Here is an 18,934-nt window from a genome sequence, read left to right as displayed (position 1 = left end):
AAAACAAGGTGACAGTTTTAAGGTAAATAAATATAAGGCCAATTCGCTAAGAAACATGAAGAATATCTTGTATTGTGCAGACTTTTCCCCAGCTTCAAATGCTGCATCTGCTTTTGCAGCTGGGGTAGCTCATGTGAGCGGTGCTACGCTTGGGCTTTATCACGCTTATGCCATTCCGTTAATAGATCCTTATGCCCCTGTATATAAATATGAACAGGTGGTAGAGGCTGAGGAAAAAGCAAGTGAACTACGACTGCAAGGTATATGCGATAAAATTCAAAGTGGAGCTAATAATGTCAGGGAATGTCAGGTTTTTACAGACAGCTCTCCTGCTGTCGAGGCAGTGCTAAAATTGTCCGAAGAGCATGAAAGTGACCTGATTGTTATGGGAGCCGCAAGTGCTGGTGGTTTGACTAAAGTGTTTGGAAGTACCACTGCCGGTGTAGTGTCCGATAGCGATAAGCCTGTGTTGATTGTCCCGCCAACGGCTACTTACAAAGGGCTTAAGAAGATCGTGTGCGCTACCGATTTGGGAAAGTATGACTACAAGTGCTTTAAGTTTTTAGGAAAACTTGCGGCCTTATTTAAATCTGAAATTGTGTTTGTTCACATCGGTGAAATGAAGCATGATGAGCAAAAGAATAGTTTGTACCATGTTCAGGATGAAATCCTGGGCAATATAGGCTATGACAAAATCAGGTTTGAAGAGTTTCACTATAAAGATCCAGAAGAAGGGTTAAAGCTAATTATTGATGCCCAAAGCCCTGATCTTTTGGTTATGGTGAGGTATGAAAGAGGATTTTTTGATCAGTTGTTTCATAGGAGCCTTACCCGAAAAATGATTTATAAAGCCAATGTCCCTCTTTTGGTGCTCCATGGCTAATTGTTTCACAGAAAGAAAATGTTAAAAATATGAAAAAGATTTTATGCCCTATAGACTTTAGCGAATGCTCTGAAAATGCTGTTGCTTATGCTTATGAGCTTGCATCTTCTGCAGGTGCGGATATTGTACTCTGCTTTGCCTATCCTTTGCCTTATACCGAAACAGAGTCAGAAAAGAAAGCTTGGGCCAGCAATCATGAAGAAGGTATATTGAATGTAAGGAATGAGCTTGAGTTAGCTTCTCGCAGGCTGAGCAGGCTAAATCCTGAAAGGAATATTAAAGTTGACTATATCATCAGGGAAGGGCTGGCTGCTGATATTATTCCCAATGTAGCCATTAGTGAAAGTGCAGATATTATTGTAATGGGCACCAAAGGCGCTGAAGGCTTTAGGGAAACTTTGGGAACGGTCTCTGCCGCGGTAATCAATAAAGTGAAAGTGCCTGTACTAGTTATACCAGAAAATTCGGTATATAAGCCTGTGAAGGAAATTGTATATGCTACTGACCTGGAAGGGGTGGAGAACCAAGCAGTGGAATTTACCATTAAGTTGGCAGAACTGTTCAATGCACATATTTCTTTCTTGAGTATTCAAAAAGAGTCTGATAATGTAAAAGATATTGGGCAAGTTGTAGAATATGCTATGGACAATCTCCTGAACCGTTCTTCTTATGACAATATATCTTTTCATTTGAATGAAGGGAAAGAAGTTTCTGAAGGTATTTCTATATTTGCAGAAAGGAAAAGAGCCGACTTAGTGGTCATGGCTTCTTATGAAAAATCTGCTTTTGATAGGCTGTTTGGTCGTAGCCATACCAGAGAAATGGTTTATCACGCAAGTATCCCTGTGTTGGCTTTGCACAAGACAAAGGAGCAGGTGGGTGCTTAACCTGAAATCTATCGCATAATTTAGGTCAATACAGTTTTAGTTTTGGAGGCTGTTTCTGTGCAGAATGCCGGGAGCAGTCTTTTTTTTGTTCAGGTTCAGAGTGTTATTGTCAATGTCCTAAGCTTTTAAACCTCATTTTCTCACCTCACCAAGTGCAAGTAGCCTTTGTAGGTATCATTTAGAAGGTGGTCATATATGGCATAGTAGTAGACACCTTCGTTTAAGCTGTTCAAGTCCCAGTTGTTGGTGTTTTCTTCCATGAACACCAGTTTGCCCCACCTGTTGTACAGTCTTAGCTCATACTGCCTGTCGATTTCAGAGACAATCTGGAATAAGTCATTGTGCCCATCGTTGTTTGGGGTCACCAGGTTTGGTATAATTGGCGTGCATTTGGTAAACTTTACATTGATGCTGTCAGTTGCCGAAAAGCATTGGTTTGATACCGTCAGCTTATAGCTTCCTTCTTCCGTTGCCTGTAGTGTGCTTTCTCCCAAAGCGCCGTTCCATTGATAACTGTAATATGACGGCTGCTCTGTGGCAACGATTTCCAGGGGCAGTTCCTTACAGGCCAGAGTGTCTTCCGGTAGCAGGGGGAGGTTAGGTGGCCTGTACAGGACGAGGGTTACAGAATCTTTCAATACACACCCTTCTGGTGAAACGGCATGCAGGGAATAGGTGCCGGGTTCCGATACTTGTATGCTTTGTGAGGAGTCTTCCGTGCTCCATGTATAATGGTCATAGCCTTCGATAGCGGTTATGTGCGTTTGCCGGTTCTCGCATATAACGGTATCGGTGTTGTTTTGGACCAATGTTTCAGGCCTGGTGTAAGCCTTAATGTTGACCGTATCACTGTATAGCCCGCATATATGTTCTGCAAGTATTGAATAAGTACCGGGTTTTCGTATCTCCAAGCTTTGGGACTGGTTTCCTGTACCCCATGTGTATGAGGTATATCCTTCCGGGGCGGAAATTGTAAACGGGAATCCGCTTTCATGGCACAGTGTCGTATCGGTAAAGCTTTTATGTGGCGGAGGGGGCGGAACGGTACCGATATTGATGGTGTCATAGAGGGTGCCGCACCCATAGTCTGCTTTGATCCAGTAAGTGCCGGGCGTCCGTGCTTCTATAGAAGACGTTGTGTCTCCGGTAGACCAAAGGTAGCTTTGAAACCCTTCCGGTGCGGCCAAGGGCAGGCTTATATCTGTGGTGTCACATATAGTAGTGTCATTGCCAATGTTGAGTGCCATGCCTTCCGGGGGGACAGGTGTTACAGAGACATCGTCTACCAGATATTGGGCAGAATGACTCCTATCTGTAGGGGGAGTGTCTTTTAAATATCTGTTCGGAGTGTTAGCGTTGTCTTTAAAGTTTCCCAGGAGCAGGAACTGCTCCCCCCCCTCGGCCACAAAGGTGCCTGAAACTTTGGTATAGTGTATGGTATCGTCAATGATCACGCCATCGGTGGGGGCTATTTGTGGGGTGAACTGCGTCAGCGGCCCCCTTGTTTCCACCAAAACACTGTCTGTAGAGAAGTAGGCACTTACCCCGTCTGAGACCATGCTTTGTCTTGAAAATCTGGTCAGAGAATGGCTCCCGTAGGCCCTGACATAATAGGTGACTTCATAGGTACAGCCAGCTTTTAGCTGTTCCTTTAATTTTACCTGAGCATAGCTTCTGCTTTCATATCGTTCTCCGTCAAAAGAAGTGTTGCCATAGGTTGTTAGTATGATAAAAGCATGGCCTGATCTTGGGTAGAGTACTTCCGTAAAAAGGTGGTAACCAGTAATGTTTGCTTCGTTTATTGAGCTGGCATGGTTGAGAGTTGAAGAGTACCAATATAGGGTGCCAATTCCCCTATGGTAAGTTAAAGGGGTTGCTAATAATTCAGAATACGCACAAGTTGGTCTCAGAACACATGCACTTGAATCATATTGCTCAAACCCGGGGTTCGGCACCAGGTTGGTCTGGGCCGGGGCAAGTTGGGGTAATAAAAGTAAAATAAAAACTGGAATTGCAACAAAAAACCGTACAAATAATTAAGCCCTTTTTTTGATTAATTAATGCCTGCCGCAGGGCTCCTCAAATCCTCCTATGATTTAGAAGAAAAATCATAGGAGGATTTCGAGGTTTATGCTTCTTTTACGCAGCACTTTTTCTATGAATATTATAAAATTCTTCAGGAGAAAGATATCCAAGAGAGGAATGTCTTCTGGTCCTGTTGTACCATATCTCAATGTATTCAAACAATCCCTTTTTTGCCTGCTTTATTGATTCATATTTCCGGTAACCAGTTTCAGATTTCAGGGTTTTGAAGAAGCTTTCAGCCACTGCATTGTCCCAGCAATTCCCTTTTCTGCTCATGCTCTGAGTAACATTTAGCTTACCAAGCTCATCCCTGAACTCTTTGCATGCATACTGCACGCCTCTGTCTGAATGAAAAACCAGCTCTTGAAAAACAGGTCTGTTTATCAGTGCCATCCTCCATGCAGGCACTACTGTTTCATATGCATGCATCGAAGTGGACATAGACCATCCTATTATTTTCCTATCATATAAGTCCATAATCATGGTCAGGTATAACCATGCCTCATTTGTCCGGATATAAGTTATGTCTGATACCCATGATTTTGAAGGGCTTTCAGGTTTAAAAGATCTATCAAGAACGTTAGGACTGATGCTAAATCCATGGTTTGAATCAGTTGTGCAGACTTTAAATTTTTTACTTACAACACTCCTGATTCCGTGGTCTTTCATGATCCTGGCAACCCTTGGCCTGGATACTGCAAAACCCTTTTTTCTAAGATCTAATGTAATTCTAGGACTTCCATAGGTACCATTGCTTAACTCATGCACTGTTTTGATTTCCTTTAGCAATATCGCTCTTTGTTGAGCCAGTTTGAGTTGTTTCTCCTTCTTCCACTCATAAAAGCTGTTCCTGGCAACATTAAATGTCCTACACATCTTTTCAACAGCATACTCTTTTCTATGATCCATTATGAATTGGTATATTTGCTGTCTCCCCTGGAAAAGATGCTTACCGCCTTTTTTAGGATTTCCCTTTCAAGCTCAGATTCCTTTAAGGCTTTCCTCAAGGCATGAATTTCTTTTTGTTCTTCTGAAAGGTTCTGTTTCCCATTTCCTGGAAAACTGGCAGCGCCATTCGTCTTCATTTCACGTGACCATCTCCTTACTAAATCAGGACCAATGCCTAATTCTTTCCCAACAGCGGTACTGGTCTTCCCGCTTAAATGCAGCTCTACAGCCATTGTTTTAAATTCGTGGTCATATGACCTTCTTTCTCTTTTACTCATCGTTCCAAATTTAAGAAAAAGAGCTTAACTTACTGTCCTATCAAATATATACATTCCAAACAGTTAAAAAAAGTTTGTGCTCCATAAAGTAAAAAGTTAAAGAAGGCTTAAAGATAACGCCCTCTTTAACTTATATAGTATGGGATAAGAGCAGGATTTGAGCAATGAAGGTTAGAAATGAGCTTGGATGCTGAAGTTATTGAGGTGGAGCATGAAAGTTGATGTTCGTGTTCGGCCGAGTTGATCTATAGATGAAAATAACAATGAGACATGTCTGAAGCTAAGAAAGGGTTACCCTAAAAAATCACTGTTATCAACCCCTAAGCTTCCACAATCGCCAGTTTCTTGCAAGCTTTTTCTGCTGCGGCCTGCTCTGCTTTTTTCTTACTGAGCCCGATGCCGTTACTTATCACTTCTTCATCTAAAATGACTTCTGCAGTAAACTCCCTGTGGTGGTAACTGCCTACCTCTTTAGAAATCACGAATTTGATATTTCGGTTATATTTCTGCGCCCACTCTATGAGCATACTTTTAAAGTTGGTGTTATTCTCAATTAACTCATCAAGGTCAAAATGAGGGTTGAGCAGTTTTTGAAGGATAAATGTCCTGCTACTTTCAAAACCTTTGTCTAAATATACAGCACCCACCAAGGCTTCCAGTGCGTCACCATACATTGATTTGTGGGAGTTAATACCTTTTCTGGCACTATATTCAATGATATGTGCGAGACCAATCTTTCTACAAAGGTTATTTAGAGACTCCCGGTTAACGATTCGGGAACGTATTTCAGTGAGGAAGCCTTCGTTTTTGAAGGGGTATTTTTTAAAGAGAAACTCGGCGATGACCGCACCTAGTATGGCATCGCCGAGGTATTCAAGTCTTTCGTTAGAAAGTTTTCTGCCCGACTCTTCTTCTTGAGAAGCAGACGTATGTTTAATAGCAAGCTTATAAACCTCAAGGTTTCCAGGATACATTCCGGTTATATGCCTTAATGTACTGATCAGCCTTCGGTCCTTTTCAGGCCTTAAATAATATAAGAGCCTTTTAAGAAGCGCCATTAATCAGGTTTTTTTCTGAAAATAATAGAACTGTTATGTCCTCCGAAACCAAAAGTATTGCTTAGAGCAACATTTACTGTACGTTTTTGAGCCTTGTTAAAGGTTAAGTTTAACCTGTTGTCAAAGCGCTCGTCATCAGTAAAGTGGTTGATAGTAGGAGGCACCAAGTCATTATATATAGACAATACAGAAGCAATTCCTTCTATAGCACCAGCCGCACCCAATAGGTGACCGGTCATAGATTTAGTGGAACTTACATTTAGTTTAAAGGCATGTTCTCCAAAAACGCTTTGTATCGCAGTAATCTCACTTATATCTCCCAGTGGAGTAGATGTTCCATGAACATTGATATAATCCACATCTTCGGGTTTGATATTGGCGTCTTGCAAAGCATTGGTCATTACAAGTTTAGCTCCAAGACCTTCAGGGTGAGGTGCTGTCAGGTGGTGGGCGTCTGCAGAGAGACCTCCGCCAATCATTTCAGCATAAATCCTTGCCCCACGTGCTTTGGCATGCTCATATTCTTCCAGCACTAAAGCGCCAGCTCCTTCTCCAAGTACAAAGCCATCACGGTCTTTGTCAAAAGGTCTGGATGCTGTTTGCGGGGAATCATTTCTTTCCGATAAAGCTTTTAGTGCGTTAAAGCCACCTATCCCTGATTCAGTTACAGCCGCTTCTGAGCCACCAGTTACCATTACATCTGCTTTATTTAACCTGATATAGTTAAAAGCGTCTATGATAGCATTGGTAGAAGAAGCACAGGCCGATACTGTAACAAAGTTAGGCCCTCTGAACCCATATCTCATAGATATGTGTCCTGCACTAATGTCTGCAATCATTTTTGGGATAAAGAAAGGGTTAAACCTAGGAGTACCGTCTCCTTTGGCAAAGCTCATTACTTCATCTTGAAATGTTTTCAGGCCACCTATACCAGATCCCCAGATTACGCCTATACGGTCAAGGTTTACCTTGTCTAGCTCTAAGTTTGAATCAGTTACCGCTTGCGAAGAGGCAATTACTGCATATTGGGAAAAAGGATCCATTTTACGGGCATCTTTTCTCTCAATATAGTCTTCGACATTCAGGTTTTTTACCTCGCAGGCAAATTTGGTTTTTGATTTTGATGCATCGAATTTCGTAATAGGAGCAGCGCCACTTACCCCATTGGATAGCCCGTTCCAGTAGTCCTGAACCGAATTGCCAAGTGGTGTAAGTGCGCCTAGTCCTGTTACAACAACTCTTTTTAACTCCATAAGAGAATTTTAAGAGGAGAGAATTAGTGTAGTATTAATGTTATTTTACGTTTGACTCTAGGTAAGCAATAGCCTGGCCTACAGTCGAAATGTTTTCAGCCTGCTCATCTGGAATTGAGATGTTGAACTCCTTTTCAAACTCCATGATTAGTTCAACAGTATCAAGTGAGTCAGCCCCAAGATCATTAGTGAAGCTTGCATCTGGAGTAACCTCTGACTCTTCAACTCCAAGTTTGTCAATGATAATACTCTTTACTTTTTGTGCAATTTCTGACATTTTTCTAATTGTTTAGTAAAACACGAGTGCAAAGAAATGTTAAAAAGTTTTGATTGTCAAACAAAATTTGTCATTAGTTTATCAAAACCCTATTTATTTTTCATTCCCAATATTTTCATCTTATATTTACGCTTCAATATTCGGGACTGCGGATGAAGCCTGTAAAATTATCTGTCGAATATGAATTTGACTTTGAAATACTCGGAATTATTTCTCCTGTCAAAGATTATAAGCTGGCATTGCATATTAATAGATGCCTGGATATTTCTTTGAAGAGAGACGAGGATATTAATTTAGAATTTTTAAAAGAAGGTAAAATCGTAATTTCGTGTTTCCTTTCGGAAAGTGAGTACAGTTGTCTTAGACTTCTTAAAAATAAATCGGTGGAGCACTCTAATGTGGCAAAGCCTTACCTTATTCCAGAACTTAAAGAATATGACTATTTTATACACCTAAGTGGAGAAGGGGATATGTGGGATGCAGATGAAACTGTCAGCAAACTCAGAGAAATTCCCATTATTCAATATATCCAAAAACTAAATACGAGTAACCTTAAATCCAGAGAAAATTTAATATTTTAACAATGAATCCGATAAGTAAAAAAACCAAGATCATTGCAACCGTCGGGCCGGCCAGCAACACCAAAGAAAAGTTATGGGAACTAATACAGGCCGGAGCTAATATTTTTCGCCTCAACTTTTCTCACGGTTCGCATGAGCAACATCTTCAAGTTATTAAATATATTAGAGAAATTAACGAAGAACACAATGTTAATGTTGCTATCCTTCAAGACCTTCAAGGACCAAAAATCCGAACCAATGAGGTTGAAAACAATGGTGTAGAGCTGAAAGAAGGTGAAAAGATTATTATTACCCGCGAGCAGTGTTTAGGTACAAGTAGTAAGATCAGTACTTCTTACCAAGGGTTAACTTCAGATGTTAAGCCTGGTGACACGATCCTTATTGATGATGGTAACATAGAACTGAAAGTGCTTTCGTCTAGTGGAGACGAAGTAGAGGCGCTTATCGTTTACGGTGGTTTGCTTAAATCTAAAAAAGGAATTAACCTGCCTAATACAGAGGTTTCAGAACCTTCCCTTACCGAAAAAGATAGAGAAGATTTACTTTTTGGCTTAGAAAATGACGTGGACTGGATCGCACTTTCTTTTGTTAGAAAGGCCGAAGACATCGCAGAGCTGAAGGAAATTATCAAGAGCAAAGGAAAAACCACGAAAGTAATAGCTAAGATTGAAAAACCTGAGGCTATTAGGAATATTGATGGTATTATCGAACTTACAGATGCTGTTATGGTGGCTAGGGGCGATTTAGGTGTTGAAATTGCAATGGAAGATGTTCCTATGATCCAGAAAATGATCGTAGAAAAATGTTTGAGACTTGCTAAGCCTGTAATTGTTGCTACTCAGATGATGGAAAGTATGATAGGCAACCCTAGGCCAACTAGGGCTGAAGCAAACGATGTTGCCAATGCCATTACTGACGGTGCTGATGTGGTCATGCTTAGTGCGGAAACCGCTTCTGGACAGTATCCAGTGCTTGCTGTTAAAGGTATGGCGAGAATTTGTCAGGCTGTAGAAACACATCCTACTTCTACTATATATAATAAAAACTTAACAGTAGATCCAGAAGACCATAACCCTTCTGTTCTTTCTGACAGTGTTATTACTACCGCTTGCAGCTTGGCCAAAAAAACACAGGCTAAAGCGATTATCGGACTTAGCCAAACTGGATATACAGCTTTCCGTATTGCGTGCCATCGTCCAGAAGCTAAAATATTTATATTTACTAAGAGCAAAGAAATGGTCGCAAGGTTAAATCTGATTTGGGGCGTAGCGGCCTTTTATTATGAAGATTTTGCATCTGCTGATGAAACCATTGAAAATGTTAAAAATATCTTAGTTGAAAAAGGACTACTAAAGAAAGAAGATATTTATGTAGCTACCGGATCTATGCCTTTGACCAGCCAGCATCACTCAAATATGCTGAAGGTTGGAGTGGTAGATTAATTAGTTTTTTAAACATTTTACTTAAAAAGTGGGTATTAATACAGTTATTGCCCACTTTTTCTTTTTTAATGCACCCGGGTAAGTAATGTTTTTCAGATTTTTATGGTACAAAGAATGCTTTTGCCAACCATCTGAAGCCTATTTACGTATTGCCGGGTTTAACCGCCTAAATTTTTTTTAGAAATGACTGAAGTAGATATTTCTCTTTTAGCAAAAGTTTGTGAACTCCCTGGTGCGCCAGGTTTTGAACAGCCAATCAGAAAGTTTATTTGTGAAACTGTAGCGCCTTTTGTCGACGAGTTGAGGGTTGACAATATGGGAAATGTGATTACACTTAAAAAAGGTAATGCCAACCCTGATGGGAAAAAAGTTATGGTCGCTGCACATATGGACGAGATTGGTTTTATTGTAACACATATCACAGAGCAAGGTTTTTTGAAGTTTCATACACTCGGAGGGTTTGATCCTAAAACATTGACAGCCCAAAGGGTTATTGTTCATGGAAAGCAGGACTTGATAGGCGTAATGGGCAGTAAGCCTGTCCATGTAATGAAGCCTGAAGAAAGGAATAAACCTGCGCAAATAGATGAGTTTTTTATTGACTTAGGGTTGCCTAAGGAAGAAGTGGAAAAGTTCGTGCAGGTAGGTACTCCCGTGACCAGAGAGCGTGGTTTGATTGAAATGGGGGATTGTGTGAACTGTAAGTCGCTGGACAACCGCGTTTCGGTCTATATTCTTATAGAGACATTAAAACAGTTAAAGAATGTCCCTTACGATGTCTATGGTGTTTTCTCGGTACAGGAGGAAGTAGGGCTTAGAGGGGCTAATGTAGCTGCTCACCAAATAAACCCCGACTACGGAATAGCACTTGATACTACCATTGCATACGATACCCCGTCAGCATCAGCGCATGAAAAAATTACCAGCCTTGGAAACGGTACGGCTATCAAGATTATGGACTCCTCTGTAATTTGCGATTATAGAATGGTAGCCTTTTTGAAAGCTACTGCTGAGGATAAAGGTATAAAATGGCAAAGTGAGATTTTAACAGCTGGCGGTACAGATACGGCATCAGTCCAAAGAATGGGCCAAAATGGATCTATCGCTGGAGCTATTTCTATTCCTACCAGACATATTCACCAGGTAATTGAAATGGTGCACAAAAAAGATGTCGCTGGCTCTGTGGGCCTTCTAAAGGCGGCGCTGGAAAATATCAATGCCCATAATTGGGAATTTTCCTGATTCTGATAACACCGGATATTTGAATAAGTAATTCCTGTCTATAAATTATTCAATTTATAGACAGGAATTTTTTTTATGTTCTATGAATAATTATAAAATAAAGAGCCTTATATTTGCCGGCTCTTTTATAAATGTAGCTGTAGTGGTGGAAAAGTGTAGATGCGGAAAGAGATCGTAGGGTAGTGCTTGAACATCCATTAGGAAGCATTTTACATATTTCGTTTTTTTATAACAACATACATAAATACCTGTTTACAACTAAAAAAAATACGGTGATAGTTTCAGTACCAAAAGAAAAACGACAGGGAGAAAATCGGGTAGCATTGACTCCTGATACAGTAAAGCAACTGGTAAAAGCAGGCTATACATGTATCGTAGAGGCGGGTGCCGGCGAGAAATCTTGGTTTGCAGATGAAATATATATCAGTGCCGGAGCAGAAATAATTGCTGATACCAAAAATGTTTGGGGGCAGGCAGATATTGTGCTTTGTGTAAATGCGCCCGGTATTGGGGAAGTAGCTTTGATGAAAAACCATGCGGCATTGATTGCTTTCCTTTATTCCTATACCCGACCTGAGCTGGTGGAGGCATTGTTAAAAAAGAACATCTCTTCCTTTGCAATGGATGCAGTTCCCAGGATAACAAGGGCACAGAAGATGGATGCCCTGAGCTCTCAGGCCAATCTTGCAGGCTATAAGGCTGTGTTGTTGGGAGCTAACGCATTAGGGAAGATATTCCCTCTGATGATGACTGCCGCTGGTACAATTACTCCTGCTAAAGTGCTCATTTTTGGTGCTGGTGTTGCCGGCTTACAAGCATTGGCGACGGCCAGAAGGCTAGGGGCTGTAGTAGAAGTCACTGATGTAAGGCCAGAAACCAAAGAGCAGGTAGAGTCTTTGGGTGGAAGGTTTTTAGAAGTCAAGCAAGAGGGGAAAGGTCTGGAAACTGAAGGCGGTTACGCCAGAGAGGTAAGCGCAGAATTTCTGCAAAAACAGCAAGAATTGGTGAAAAAGCATATTAAGGACGCCGATATTGTTATTACCACTGCCTTGATAATGGGTAAAAAAGCGCCAGTGCTTGTGACTGAGGAAATGGTGAAATCTATGAAACCGGGTGCGGTGATTGTAGATATGGCGGTAGAAATGGGAGGCAATTGTGCACTGAGCGAATTGAATCAAACGGTTGTAAAGGAGGGGGTGACGATTATTGGAGAGGGGAATCTACCTTCTTTATTGCCGGTCAATGCCAGTGAGCTTTACGCAAGGAACATTACGGCACTGTTGACCCACCTTTCAGATAAAGAAGGGCTAAAGCAAGATTTGGAGGAGGAGATTACCAAGGGGTGCATTATAACACATAATGGCATGCTGATGCACGGGCTTACAAAGTCTATTTTACAGAAATCTTAAAAATAATTAATTAACCCAATAATATAAATAAAAGAAAATGAGTACAGAAAGCTTATTGGTACTTATATACGTGCTTGTTCTGGCTACTTTTGTCGGCTTTGAATTGATATCAAAAGTTCCTCCTACTTTGCACACTCCTTTAATGTCAGGGTCAAACGCTATTTCTGGCATTACGGTAATTGGGGCAATTATCTGTTCTGGCCCTGCTCCGGGAAGTTTCCCTTTAGCTAAAGTGTTAGGGCTTTTGGCTTTAACATTGGCTACTGTCAATGTTGTGGGAGGTTATATGGTGACCGACCGTATGCTAAAGATGTTTAAAAAGAAGAAGTAAACAATGGACCAGAAGATAATTATTCAAATAGTATACCTGACGGCATCTGTACTTTTTATAACAGGTATTAAGATGTTAGGAAAAACACATACTGCCCGCAAGGGTAATGCTTTTTCCGCTATTGCCATGTTTTTGGCCATTGCTGCTACCTTATTTGACAATCGGGTATTGAGTTTTGCCGAAATCTTTGCCGCAGTTTTGGTAGGGTCTGTGATAGGGGTTTATGTTTCTAAAAAAGTAGAAATGACCGCTATGCCTGAAATGGTGGCCATCTTTAATGGTCTAGGAGGCGGTGCGTCTGTTTTTGTGGCACTTTCAGAATATTTTCGTGTGCAAAACTCGAGGTTTGAGATGTTAGACAGTATAACAGGAGTCACTGTTGCACTTAGTATTTTTATTGGCGCCCTTACATTTAGCGGCTCTTTGATAGCTTTTGGAAAACTAAGTGGTACTATAAAAGGTGGCGCTTTTAAGTTTGCAGGGCAGCACCCACTTAATGCCGTGCTTTTACTAATGGCAGTTGCCGCTGCTAGTATGATGGTGGTTGCACCGGATTTTCAGCTATACATGATCGGGTTGCTTGGTGCTGCACTTCTCTTAGGTGTATTGACCGTAATGCCTATAGGCGGAGCCGATATGCCTGTGGTTATTTCTTTGCTTAACTCATATTCTGGTATTGCGGCATGTGCTACAGGTTTTGTATTGAACAATCAATTGCTGATTATTACAGGTTCTTTGGTTGGAGCGTCAGGGATTATCCTGACCCAGATTATGTGCAAGGCGATGAACCGCTCTTTAGTCAATGTCCTATTAGGAGGTTTTGGCCAAGCTCCTGGAGAGGCAAGCAGTGGGGGCAGTGGAAGTGATATGGTAGTAAAAGAAGTAGGAGTCGAAGAGGCCGCTATGATTTTTGACTCTGCCTCTTCGGTTATTATAGTGCCAGGCTATGGAATGGCGGTAGCTCAAGCACAACATGTGGTAAAAGAAATGTCTGACCTTCTTGAAGGGAAAAATATAGATGTACGCTTTGCCATTCATCCTGTAGCTGGCCGTATGCCAGGACACATGAATGTACTGCTGGCAGAAGCTAACGTTCCTTATGACAAGTTGGTAGAGATGGAAATGATCAATGATGATTTTTCTAATTGTGATGTCGTGTTGGTCATCGGCGCTAATGATGTGGTGAACCCAGCGGCAAAAACTAATCCTGGTAGCCCAATTTATGGAATGCCTGTGCTAAATGTCGAAAAGGCACGCACAGTTATCGTTTCTAAAAGAAGTATGGCTTCTGGTTACGCAGGTATTGAGAATGAACTGTTTGGTAGCGACAACTGCCTTATGCTCTTTGGTGATGCCAAAGTTAGTTTAACAAAGGTGGTGGGCGAACTTAAGTCAACAGTGCCTGCTTAATTGCTAAATATCCTTGATGTAAAGAAATAGTTAATCTGCTTTTTGTAGCGGTTTTTGTCGAGTATTTAAAATATAATAAAAAAGTCCTGGAATGAGCTTTCCGGGACTTTTTTATTTTATAGGATTGGTTCGGGTTCTGTTTTATTGGTGGTTTCTGGTATCTAAAATTTAATAAAAACAGGGAACTTAAGGGGGGCTTATTAATGTCTCTTAAAAAAACATTAGTAAAACCTGCTAAGGTGTGTTATTTTTGCGGGCATGACAGAAAAAGTTTTAATTCTAGATTTTGGTTCGCAATATACCCAGTTGATAGCTCGCCGGGTCAGAGAACTTAATGTTTATTGTGAAATACACCCATATAATAAAATGCCAGAAATAGATGGCACAATAAAAGGTGTTATACTCTCAGGAAGCCCATGTTCTGTAAGGGAACAAGATGCCCCTTATGTAGACCTTGAAGGGGTAAAGGGTAAATTGCCATTGTTAGGCATTTGCTATGGCGCACAGTTTATCGCCCATAAAGCAGGCAATGAAGTAATGCCGTCAAAAATCAGGGAGTACGGTAGGGCCAGGCTTCAGCATATCCATACCACAGATTTGCTTATGAAGGAAATGACCCCATATTCACAGGTATGGATGTCTCATGGCGATACTATTTCAGGACTTTCTGACGATTTTGAAATTCTTGCCAGCACTGAAACGGTTTCTGTGGCCGCATATAAGGTGAAAAATGAACCTACCTATGGAATTCAATTCCATCCAGAAGTTACGCATTCTGTAGAAGGAAAGACTATTCTACGAAACTTTATCGTTAATATTTGTGGGTGTTCACAGGATTGGACGTCGGATGTGTTTATCGACTCCACTGTAAACTGGATTAAGAACCTTACCGGAAATGACAAGGTGGTAATGGGACTTTCGGGAGGTGTTGATTCTTCTGTAGCTGCGGTACTTATCCATAAAGCAATAGGAGATCGCCTGACTTGTATATTTGTAGACAATGGCTTGCTTAGGAAAAACGAATATGAAGAGGTGCTTGAGTCTTATAAGAGCATGGGACTGAATGTTATTGGTGTTGATGCAAAAGAGCGTTTTTATACAGCTCTGGAAGGTTTGACAGACCCGGAGTTGAAACGTAAGGCAATTGGTCGTACATTTATAGAAGTTTTTGATGACGAAGCCCATAAAATATCGGACGTTAGCTGGTTGGGACAAGGGACTATTTACCCTGATGTTATCGAGTCTGTATCAGTAAAAGGACCTTCAGCGACTATAAAATCGCACCATAATGTTGGAGGTTTGCCTGATTTTATGAAACTTAAGGTTTTAGAACCTCTCAATACTTTGTTCAAGGATGAAGTAAGGGTGGTTGGGAAAACCTTGGAAATAGATGAAAAAATCATTCAACGCCACCCTTTCCCAGGGCCAGGTCTCGCAATTCGTATTTTAGGGGACATAACCAGGGAGAAAGTTGCCATTTTACAGGAAGTTGATGCTATATTTATCAATGGCTTGAAAAAAAGCAACCTATATGATGAGGTTTGGCAAGCAGGTGCAATATTGCTACCGGTGCAATCGGTAGGTGTAATGGGAGACGAAAGAACTTATGAAAATGCTGTCGCTTTAAGAGCGGTGACCAGTCTGGACGGTATGACGGCAGATTGGGCGCATTTGCCATACGAGTTCCTTGCTGATGTCTCTAATGAAATAATTAATAAGGTAAAAGGTGTGAACAGGGTCGTTTACGATATCAGTTCTAAACCACCTGCTACCATTGAATGGGAATAAAAGTATTATGAAAAAACTGAAATTCTTTTTACCGCTGCTTTTCTCTGTTGTGTTATCGGTCACGACGGTAAACGCACAGGACGAATATGGAGAAAAGTACTTGCATGGCAAAAACCTCTATGAGGAAGGGAAGTATACTCTTGCCATGGAACTGCTCAAGCCTTTGACTTCTCCGGCAGATGGTAATAAGTATACCGAGTATGCGCATTACTTCTATGCTCTGTCTGCTTTTAAAAGCAAGCAATATGACGAGGCACGTCAGATGCTGCTTCAGTTAACTACAAGGTATCCTAACTGGAACAAGCGCAATGAAGCATATTACTTGCTGGCTAATACAGCTTTTGAGCAAGGAAAATTGCATCAGGCAATGGAGTTTGCAGAAAAAGCTGCTAGCTCTAAGCAAATGCGTCCTGACCTGGAAAATATGAAGACTTACTACTTTAGAAAAGTTAAGTCTTTAGATACCTTGATCGACCTGCAAAGAAAGTACGACGAGGAGCTTTCTTTGGCTGTTGTGTTGGTAGAAAGACTTTCAGGGCCTTTCATAGGCGAAAAAGAGTATATGCTTAGGGAATACCTTATGCAGGAGTTTAAGTTGGACCGTTCCATAATAGCAAGACCCAAAAAAGTTTCTGAAAAGAAAGATGTATACAATGTAGCAGTGCTGTTCCCTTTTATGGTTAAGAATCTTGACCCTGAAAAATCTGGCCGTCCCAACCAGTTTGTTTTAGATATGTACGAAGGGATGCGCATTGCTGTTGACTCATTAAAAGAACAAGGCGTCAATATAAAGCTTCACGCTTATGATACCGATAAAGATACTGCTAAGTTTTCAGCCTTGCTTGATAAGCCTGAAATGAAGAAGATGGACCTGATTGTAGGCCCTGTTTACTCTTCTCATAATGAGATATTGGCTGAATTTGCATGGAAGAACCAAATCAATGTAGTCAATCCTTTTGCAAACAGCAACAGTCTTATAGAAAACAACAACTACGTATACCTTTTTCAACCGTCTGTAGAAACCCAAGCTTTTAAAATAGCAGGTTATGTAGGCAAAGCGGATACTGCCCGTAACAATGCTATTATTTTATATGGTGAATCTGTTAAGGACTCTCTGCTTGCACATGCCTATCGCGATACCATTGAAAGAATGGATTATGAGATTGCGGCTTTTAGAAAGGTTAAGAAAAGTAGTGTAAAAGATATCAAAGAATTGCTCGGCGATTCATTGCTCATGACCAAAGTAAGCCATTTGTTCGTCCCATCGTCAGAACAGATTGTAGCGGCTACTGTGGTCAGTTCTCTCGATGTGTTAAGGATGGACATACCAGTTATTGGCTATGCAGAGTGGCTAAATGTACAACTCATGTCTTTTGATCAGCTTGAGAGAAGGCAAGTGCACTTTATAATGCCAGAGTATATGGATTATGGCAGTAAAAAGGTGAAAAAGTTTAAGAAAGCGTATGTCAAAAAAATGGACATATATCCTTCTTCTTATGCATTTCAGGGATATGAGCTAATGTCCGCTTTTGGCAACTATCTTGGAAAATACGGTAATATGTTCAATGAAGATCTTCAGAAATGTGGTCGTACTGACGGAAAAGTGATGGGGGCTGTAGATTTCTCCTGTTCTAATAGCAATCAAGTAGTGCCGTTGATAAAGTTTCAAAATTCTTTCCTCGGGCCTGTAACTTCTGTCAAAAAGCCATTACCTTCACCAGAAGTTTCTGAAGACAAAAAAACTAAAAGAAAAAGATGAATAGCGAAATAAGTCGAAGTCTTTTTGAAAGGGCCAAGTCAGTAATTCCAGGAGGGGTCAACTCTCCAGTAAGAGCTTTTAAAGCCGTAGGGGGAGATCCTATTTTTATCAAAAATGCCAAAGGCGCATACTTATTTGATGAGGATGGCAATAAGTTTATTGAGCTTATAAATTCATGGGGGCCAATGATACTTGGTCATGCGCATGAACTTGTGGAAAAAGCGGTAAGTGATGCCATTAAAGATTCTTTGTCTTTTGGTGCTCCTGGTAGAAAAGAAGTAGAAATTGCAGAGCTGATTACTTCTATGGTGCCTTCAATAGATAAAGTAAGGATGGTAAACTCTGGTACAGAGGCTACCATGGCTGCTATACGTGTGGCTAGAGGATTTACAGGACGCGAAAAAATCATTAAGTTTGAAGGCTGTTACCACGGACATGGTGATTCTTTTCTTATCTCGGCTGGAAGCGGTGCTGTTACAATGGGTTACCCAGACAGTCCTGGGGTGACAAAGGGAACAGCCAATGATACGCTTACTGCTCCTTATAACGACCTTGCTGCTGTTGAAAAGATTATTTCTGCCAATGAAGGAGAAATCGCTGCCATCATCATTGAACCGGTGGCAGGCAATATGGGGTGTGTGCTTCCTCACGACGGTTACCTTCAAGGTTTACGTGATATTTGCGACAAAGAGGGAATTATTCTTATCTTTGACGAGGTAATGACCGGTTTTAGGTTATCGGCTGGTGGTGCTCAAAAAGTGCTTGGTGTAACACCTGATTTAACTACACTCGGTAAAATCATAGGTGGCGGTATGCCTGTAGGTGCCTATGGGGGCAAAAAAGAAATCATGGACTATGTATCTCCAGCAGGGCCTGTATATCAAGCCGGAACGCTTTCTGGTAACCCGGTTTCTATGGCTGCTGGTCTTGCTGTGCTTAATTACCTCAATGAAAACCCTTCTGTTTATGAAGGTTTAAATCAAATGACAGGTAAAATAGTGTCTGGACTTAGGCAGTCGCTGGCAGGTATGGGGCTTAATTATACGATCAACCATATCGGGTCGATGTTTACTTTGTTCTTTACTGAAAGTCCAGTAAATAATTTCGCAGATGCAAAAGCGGCTGATGCAGGGTTGTTTGGAAGTTATTTCCGTGCAATGTTGAAGCGTGGCGTTTATCTTGCCCCTTCGCAGTTTGAAGCCTTGTTTATTTCTGCATCTATTACCGAAGAGCATGCCAGTGAGATTGTAAAAGCTGCAACAGCATCTCTGGAAGAGGTGCTTCAAAGATCATAAATTTTTAT

17 protein-coding genes are annotated in these 18,934 nt (G+C 41.1%); 11 read left to right on the top strand and 6 right to left on the bottom strand.

Going from position 1 to position 18,934, the window contains the following annotated elements; genetic code table 11:
* The first annotated feature begins 55 nt into the window (after positions 1-55).
* Both RCC89_18155 and RCC89_18150 read left to right on the top strand, forming a co-directional pair.
* Positions 56-883, top strand: coding sequence for a universal stress protein (locus RCC89_18155; GenBank protein WMJ75072.1), 828 nt, complete (start codon positions 56-58; stop codon positions 881-883).
* Between the two features lie 29 nt (positions 884-912).
* Entirely contained in the window at positions 913-1,770 is an 858-nt protein-coding gene (locus RCC89_18150; GenBank protein ID WMJ75071.1) for a universal stress protein, read from the top strand.
* Positions 1,771-1,910: 140 nt separating this feature from the next.
* Here the strand turns inward: RCC89_18150 and RCC89_18145 are convergent, their stop codons facing one another.
* The 6 genes from RCC89_18145 to RCC89_18120 all read right to left on the bottom strand — a co-directional run bounded on the left by RCC89_18145 (position 1,911) and on the right by RCC89_18120 (position 7,669).
* Entirely contained in the window at positions 1,911-3,725 is a 1,815-nt protein-coding gene (locus RCC89_18145) for a gliding motility-associated C-terminal domain-containing protein (GenBank protein ID WMJ75070.1), read from the bottom strand.
* Between the two features lie 184 nt (positions 3,726-3,909).
* Positions 3,910-4,764: an IS3 family transposase gene (locus tag RCC89_18140; protein WMJ75069.1), complete on the bottom strand. Its 855-nt coding sequence runs from the start codon at positions 4,762-4,764 to the stop codon at positions 3,910-3,912.
* The gene (locus RCC89_18135) at positions 4,764-5,081 is read right to left on the bottom strand and encodes a transposase (protein WMJ75068.1); all 318 of its coding nucleotides are present in this window, start codon (positions 5,079-5,081) and stop codon (positions 4,764-4,766) included. The genes RCC89_18140 and RCC89_18135 overlap by 1 nt, the downstream gene beginning before the upstream one ends.
* Positions 5,082-5,401: 320 nt before the next feature.
* Complete coding sequence (gene rnc, locus RCC89_18130; protein ID WMJ75067.1) at positions 5,402-6,139, bottom strand: ribonuclease III; 738 nt, start codon at positions 6,137-6,139, stop codon at positions 5,402-5,404.
* Positions 6,139-7,392: a beta-ketoacyl-ACP synthase II gene (fabF, locus tag RCC89_18125; protein WMJ75066.1), complete on the bottom strand. Its 1,254-nt coding sequence runs from the start codon at positions 7,390-7,392 to the stop codon at positions 6,139-6,141. The genes rnc and fabF overlap by 1 nt, the downstream gene beginning before the upstream one ends.
* 40 nt (positions 7,393-7,432) lie before the next feature.
* A complete protein-coding gene (locus tag RCC89_18120) occupies positions 7,433-7,669 on the bottom strand; it encodes an acyl carrier protein (GenBank protein WMJ75065.1) in 237 nt (78 codons plus the stop codon).
* 152 nt (positions 7,670-7,821) lie between these two features.
* Between RCC89_18120 and RCC89_18115 the strand changes: the two genes are divergently transcribed.
* From RCC89_18115 to hemL, 9 genes are all read left to right on the top strand, one after another.
* On the top strand, positions 7,822-8,250 hold the full coding sequence (locus RCC89_18115) for an IPExxxVDY family protein (GenBank protein WMJ75064.1): 429 nt from the start codon (positions 7,822-7,824) through the stop codon (positions 8,248-8,250).
* Positions 8,251-8,252: 2 nt separating this feature from the next.
* Positions 8,253-9,692 carry a pyruvate kinase gene (gene pyk, locus RCC89_18110; GenBank protein WMJ75063.1) on the top strand — a complete coding sequence of 480 codons (1,440 nt, stop codon included), beginning with the start codon at positions 8,253-8,255 and terminating at the stop codon, positions 9,690-9,692.
* 183 nt (positions 9,693-9,875) lie between these two features.
* Positions 9,876-10,934 carry a M42 family metallopeptidase gene (locus RCC89_18105; protein WMJ75062.1) on the top strand — a complete coding sequence of 353 codons (1,059 nt, stop codon included), beginning with the start codon at positions 9,876-9,878 and terminating at the stop codon, positions 10,932-10,934.
* Between the two features lie 272 nt (positions 10,935-11,206).
* Complete coding sequence (locus tag RCC89_18100) at positions 11,207-12,343, top strand: Re/Si-specific NAD(P)(+) transhydrogenase subunit alpha (GenBank protein WMJ75061.1); 1,137 nt, start codon at positions 11,207-11,209, stop codon at positions 12,341-12,343.
* Between the two features lie 37 nt (positions 12,344-12,380).
* On the top strand, positions 12,381-12,674 hold the full coding sequence (locus tag RCC89_18095; protein WMJ75060.1) for an NAD(P) transhydrogenase subunit alpha: 294 nt from the start codon (positions 12,381-12,383) through the stop codon (positions 12,672-12,674).
* A gap of 3 nt (positions 12,675-12,677) precedes the next feature.
* Positions 12,678-14,084: an NAD(P)(+) transhydrogenase (Re/Si-specific) subunit beta gene (locus RCC89_18090; protein ID WMJ75059.1), complete on the top strand. Its 1,407-nt coding sequence runs from the start codon at positions 12,678-12,680 to the stop codon at positions 14,082-14,084.
* Positions 14,085-14,342: 258 nt separating this feature from the next.
* Positions 14,343-15,872: a glutamine-hydrolyzing GMP synthase gene (guaA, locus tag RCC89_18085; protein WMJ75058.1), complete on the top strand. Its 1,530-nt coding sequence runs from the start codon at positions 14,343-14,345 to the stop codon at positions 15,870-15,872.
* 7 nt (positions 15,873-15,879) lie between these two features.
* Complete coding sequence (locus RCC89_18080; protein ID WMJ75057.1) at positions 15,880-17,631, top strand: ABC transporter substrate-binding protein; 1,752 nt, start codon at positions 15,880-15,882, stop codon at positions 17,629-17,631.
* A complete protein-coding gene (hemL, locus tag RCC89_18075) occupies positions 17,628-18,926 on the top strand; it encodes a glutamate-1-semialdehyde 2,1-aminomutase (GenBank protein ID WMJ75056.1) in 1,299 nt (432 codons plus the stop codon). Before RCC89_18080 ends, hemL begins: the two co-directional genes overlap by 4 nt.
* Positions 18,927-18,934: the final 8 nt, after the last annotated feature.

This window comes from Cytophagaceae bacterium ABcell3 (genome assembly GCA_030913385.1).
Taxonomy (GTDB): domain Bacteria; phylum Bacteroidota; class Bacteroidia; order Cytophagales; family Cytophagaceae; genus ABcell3.
The sequence above is the reverse complement of the archived record's forward strand: the minus strand, read 5'-3'. Positions and strand labels throughout refer to the sequence as shown.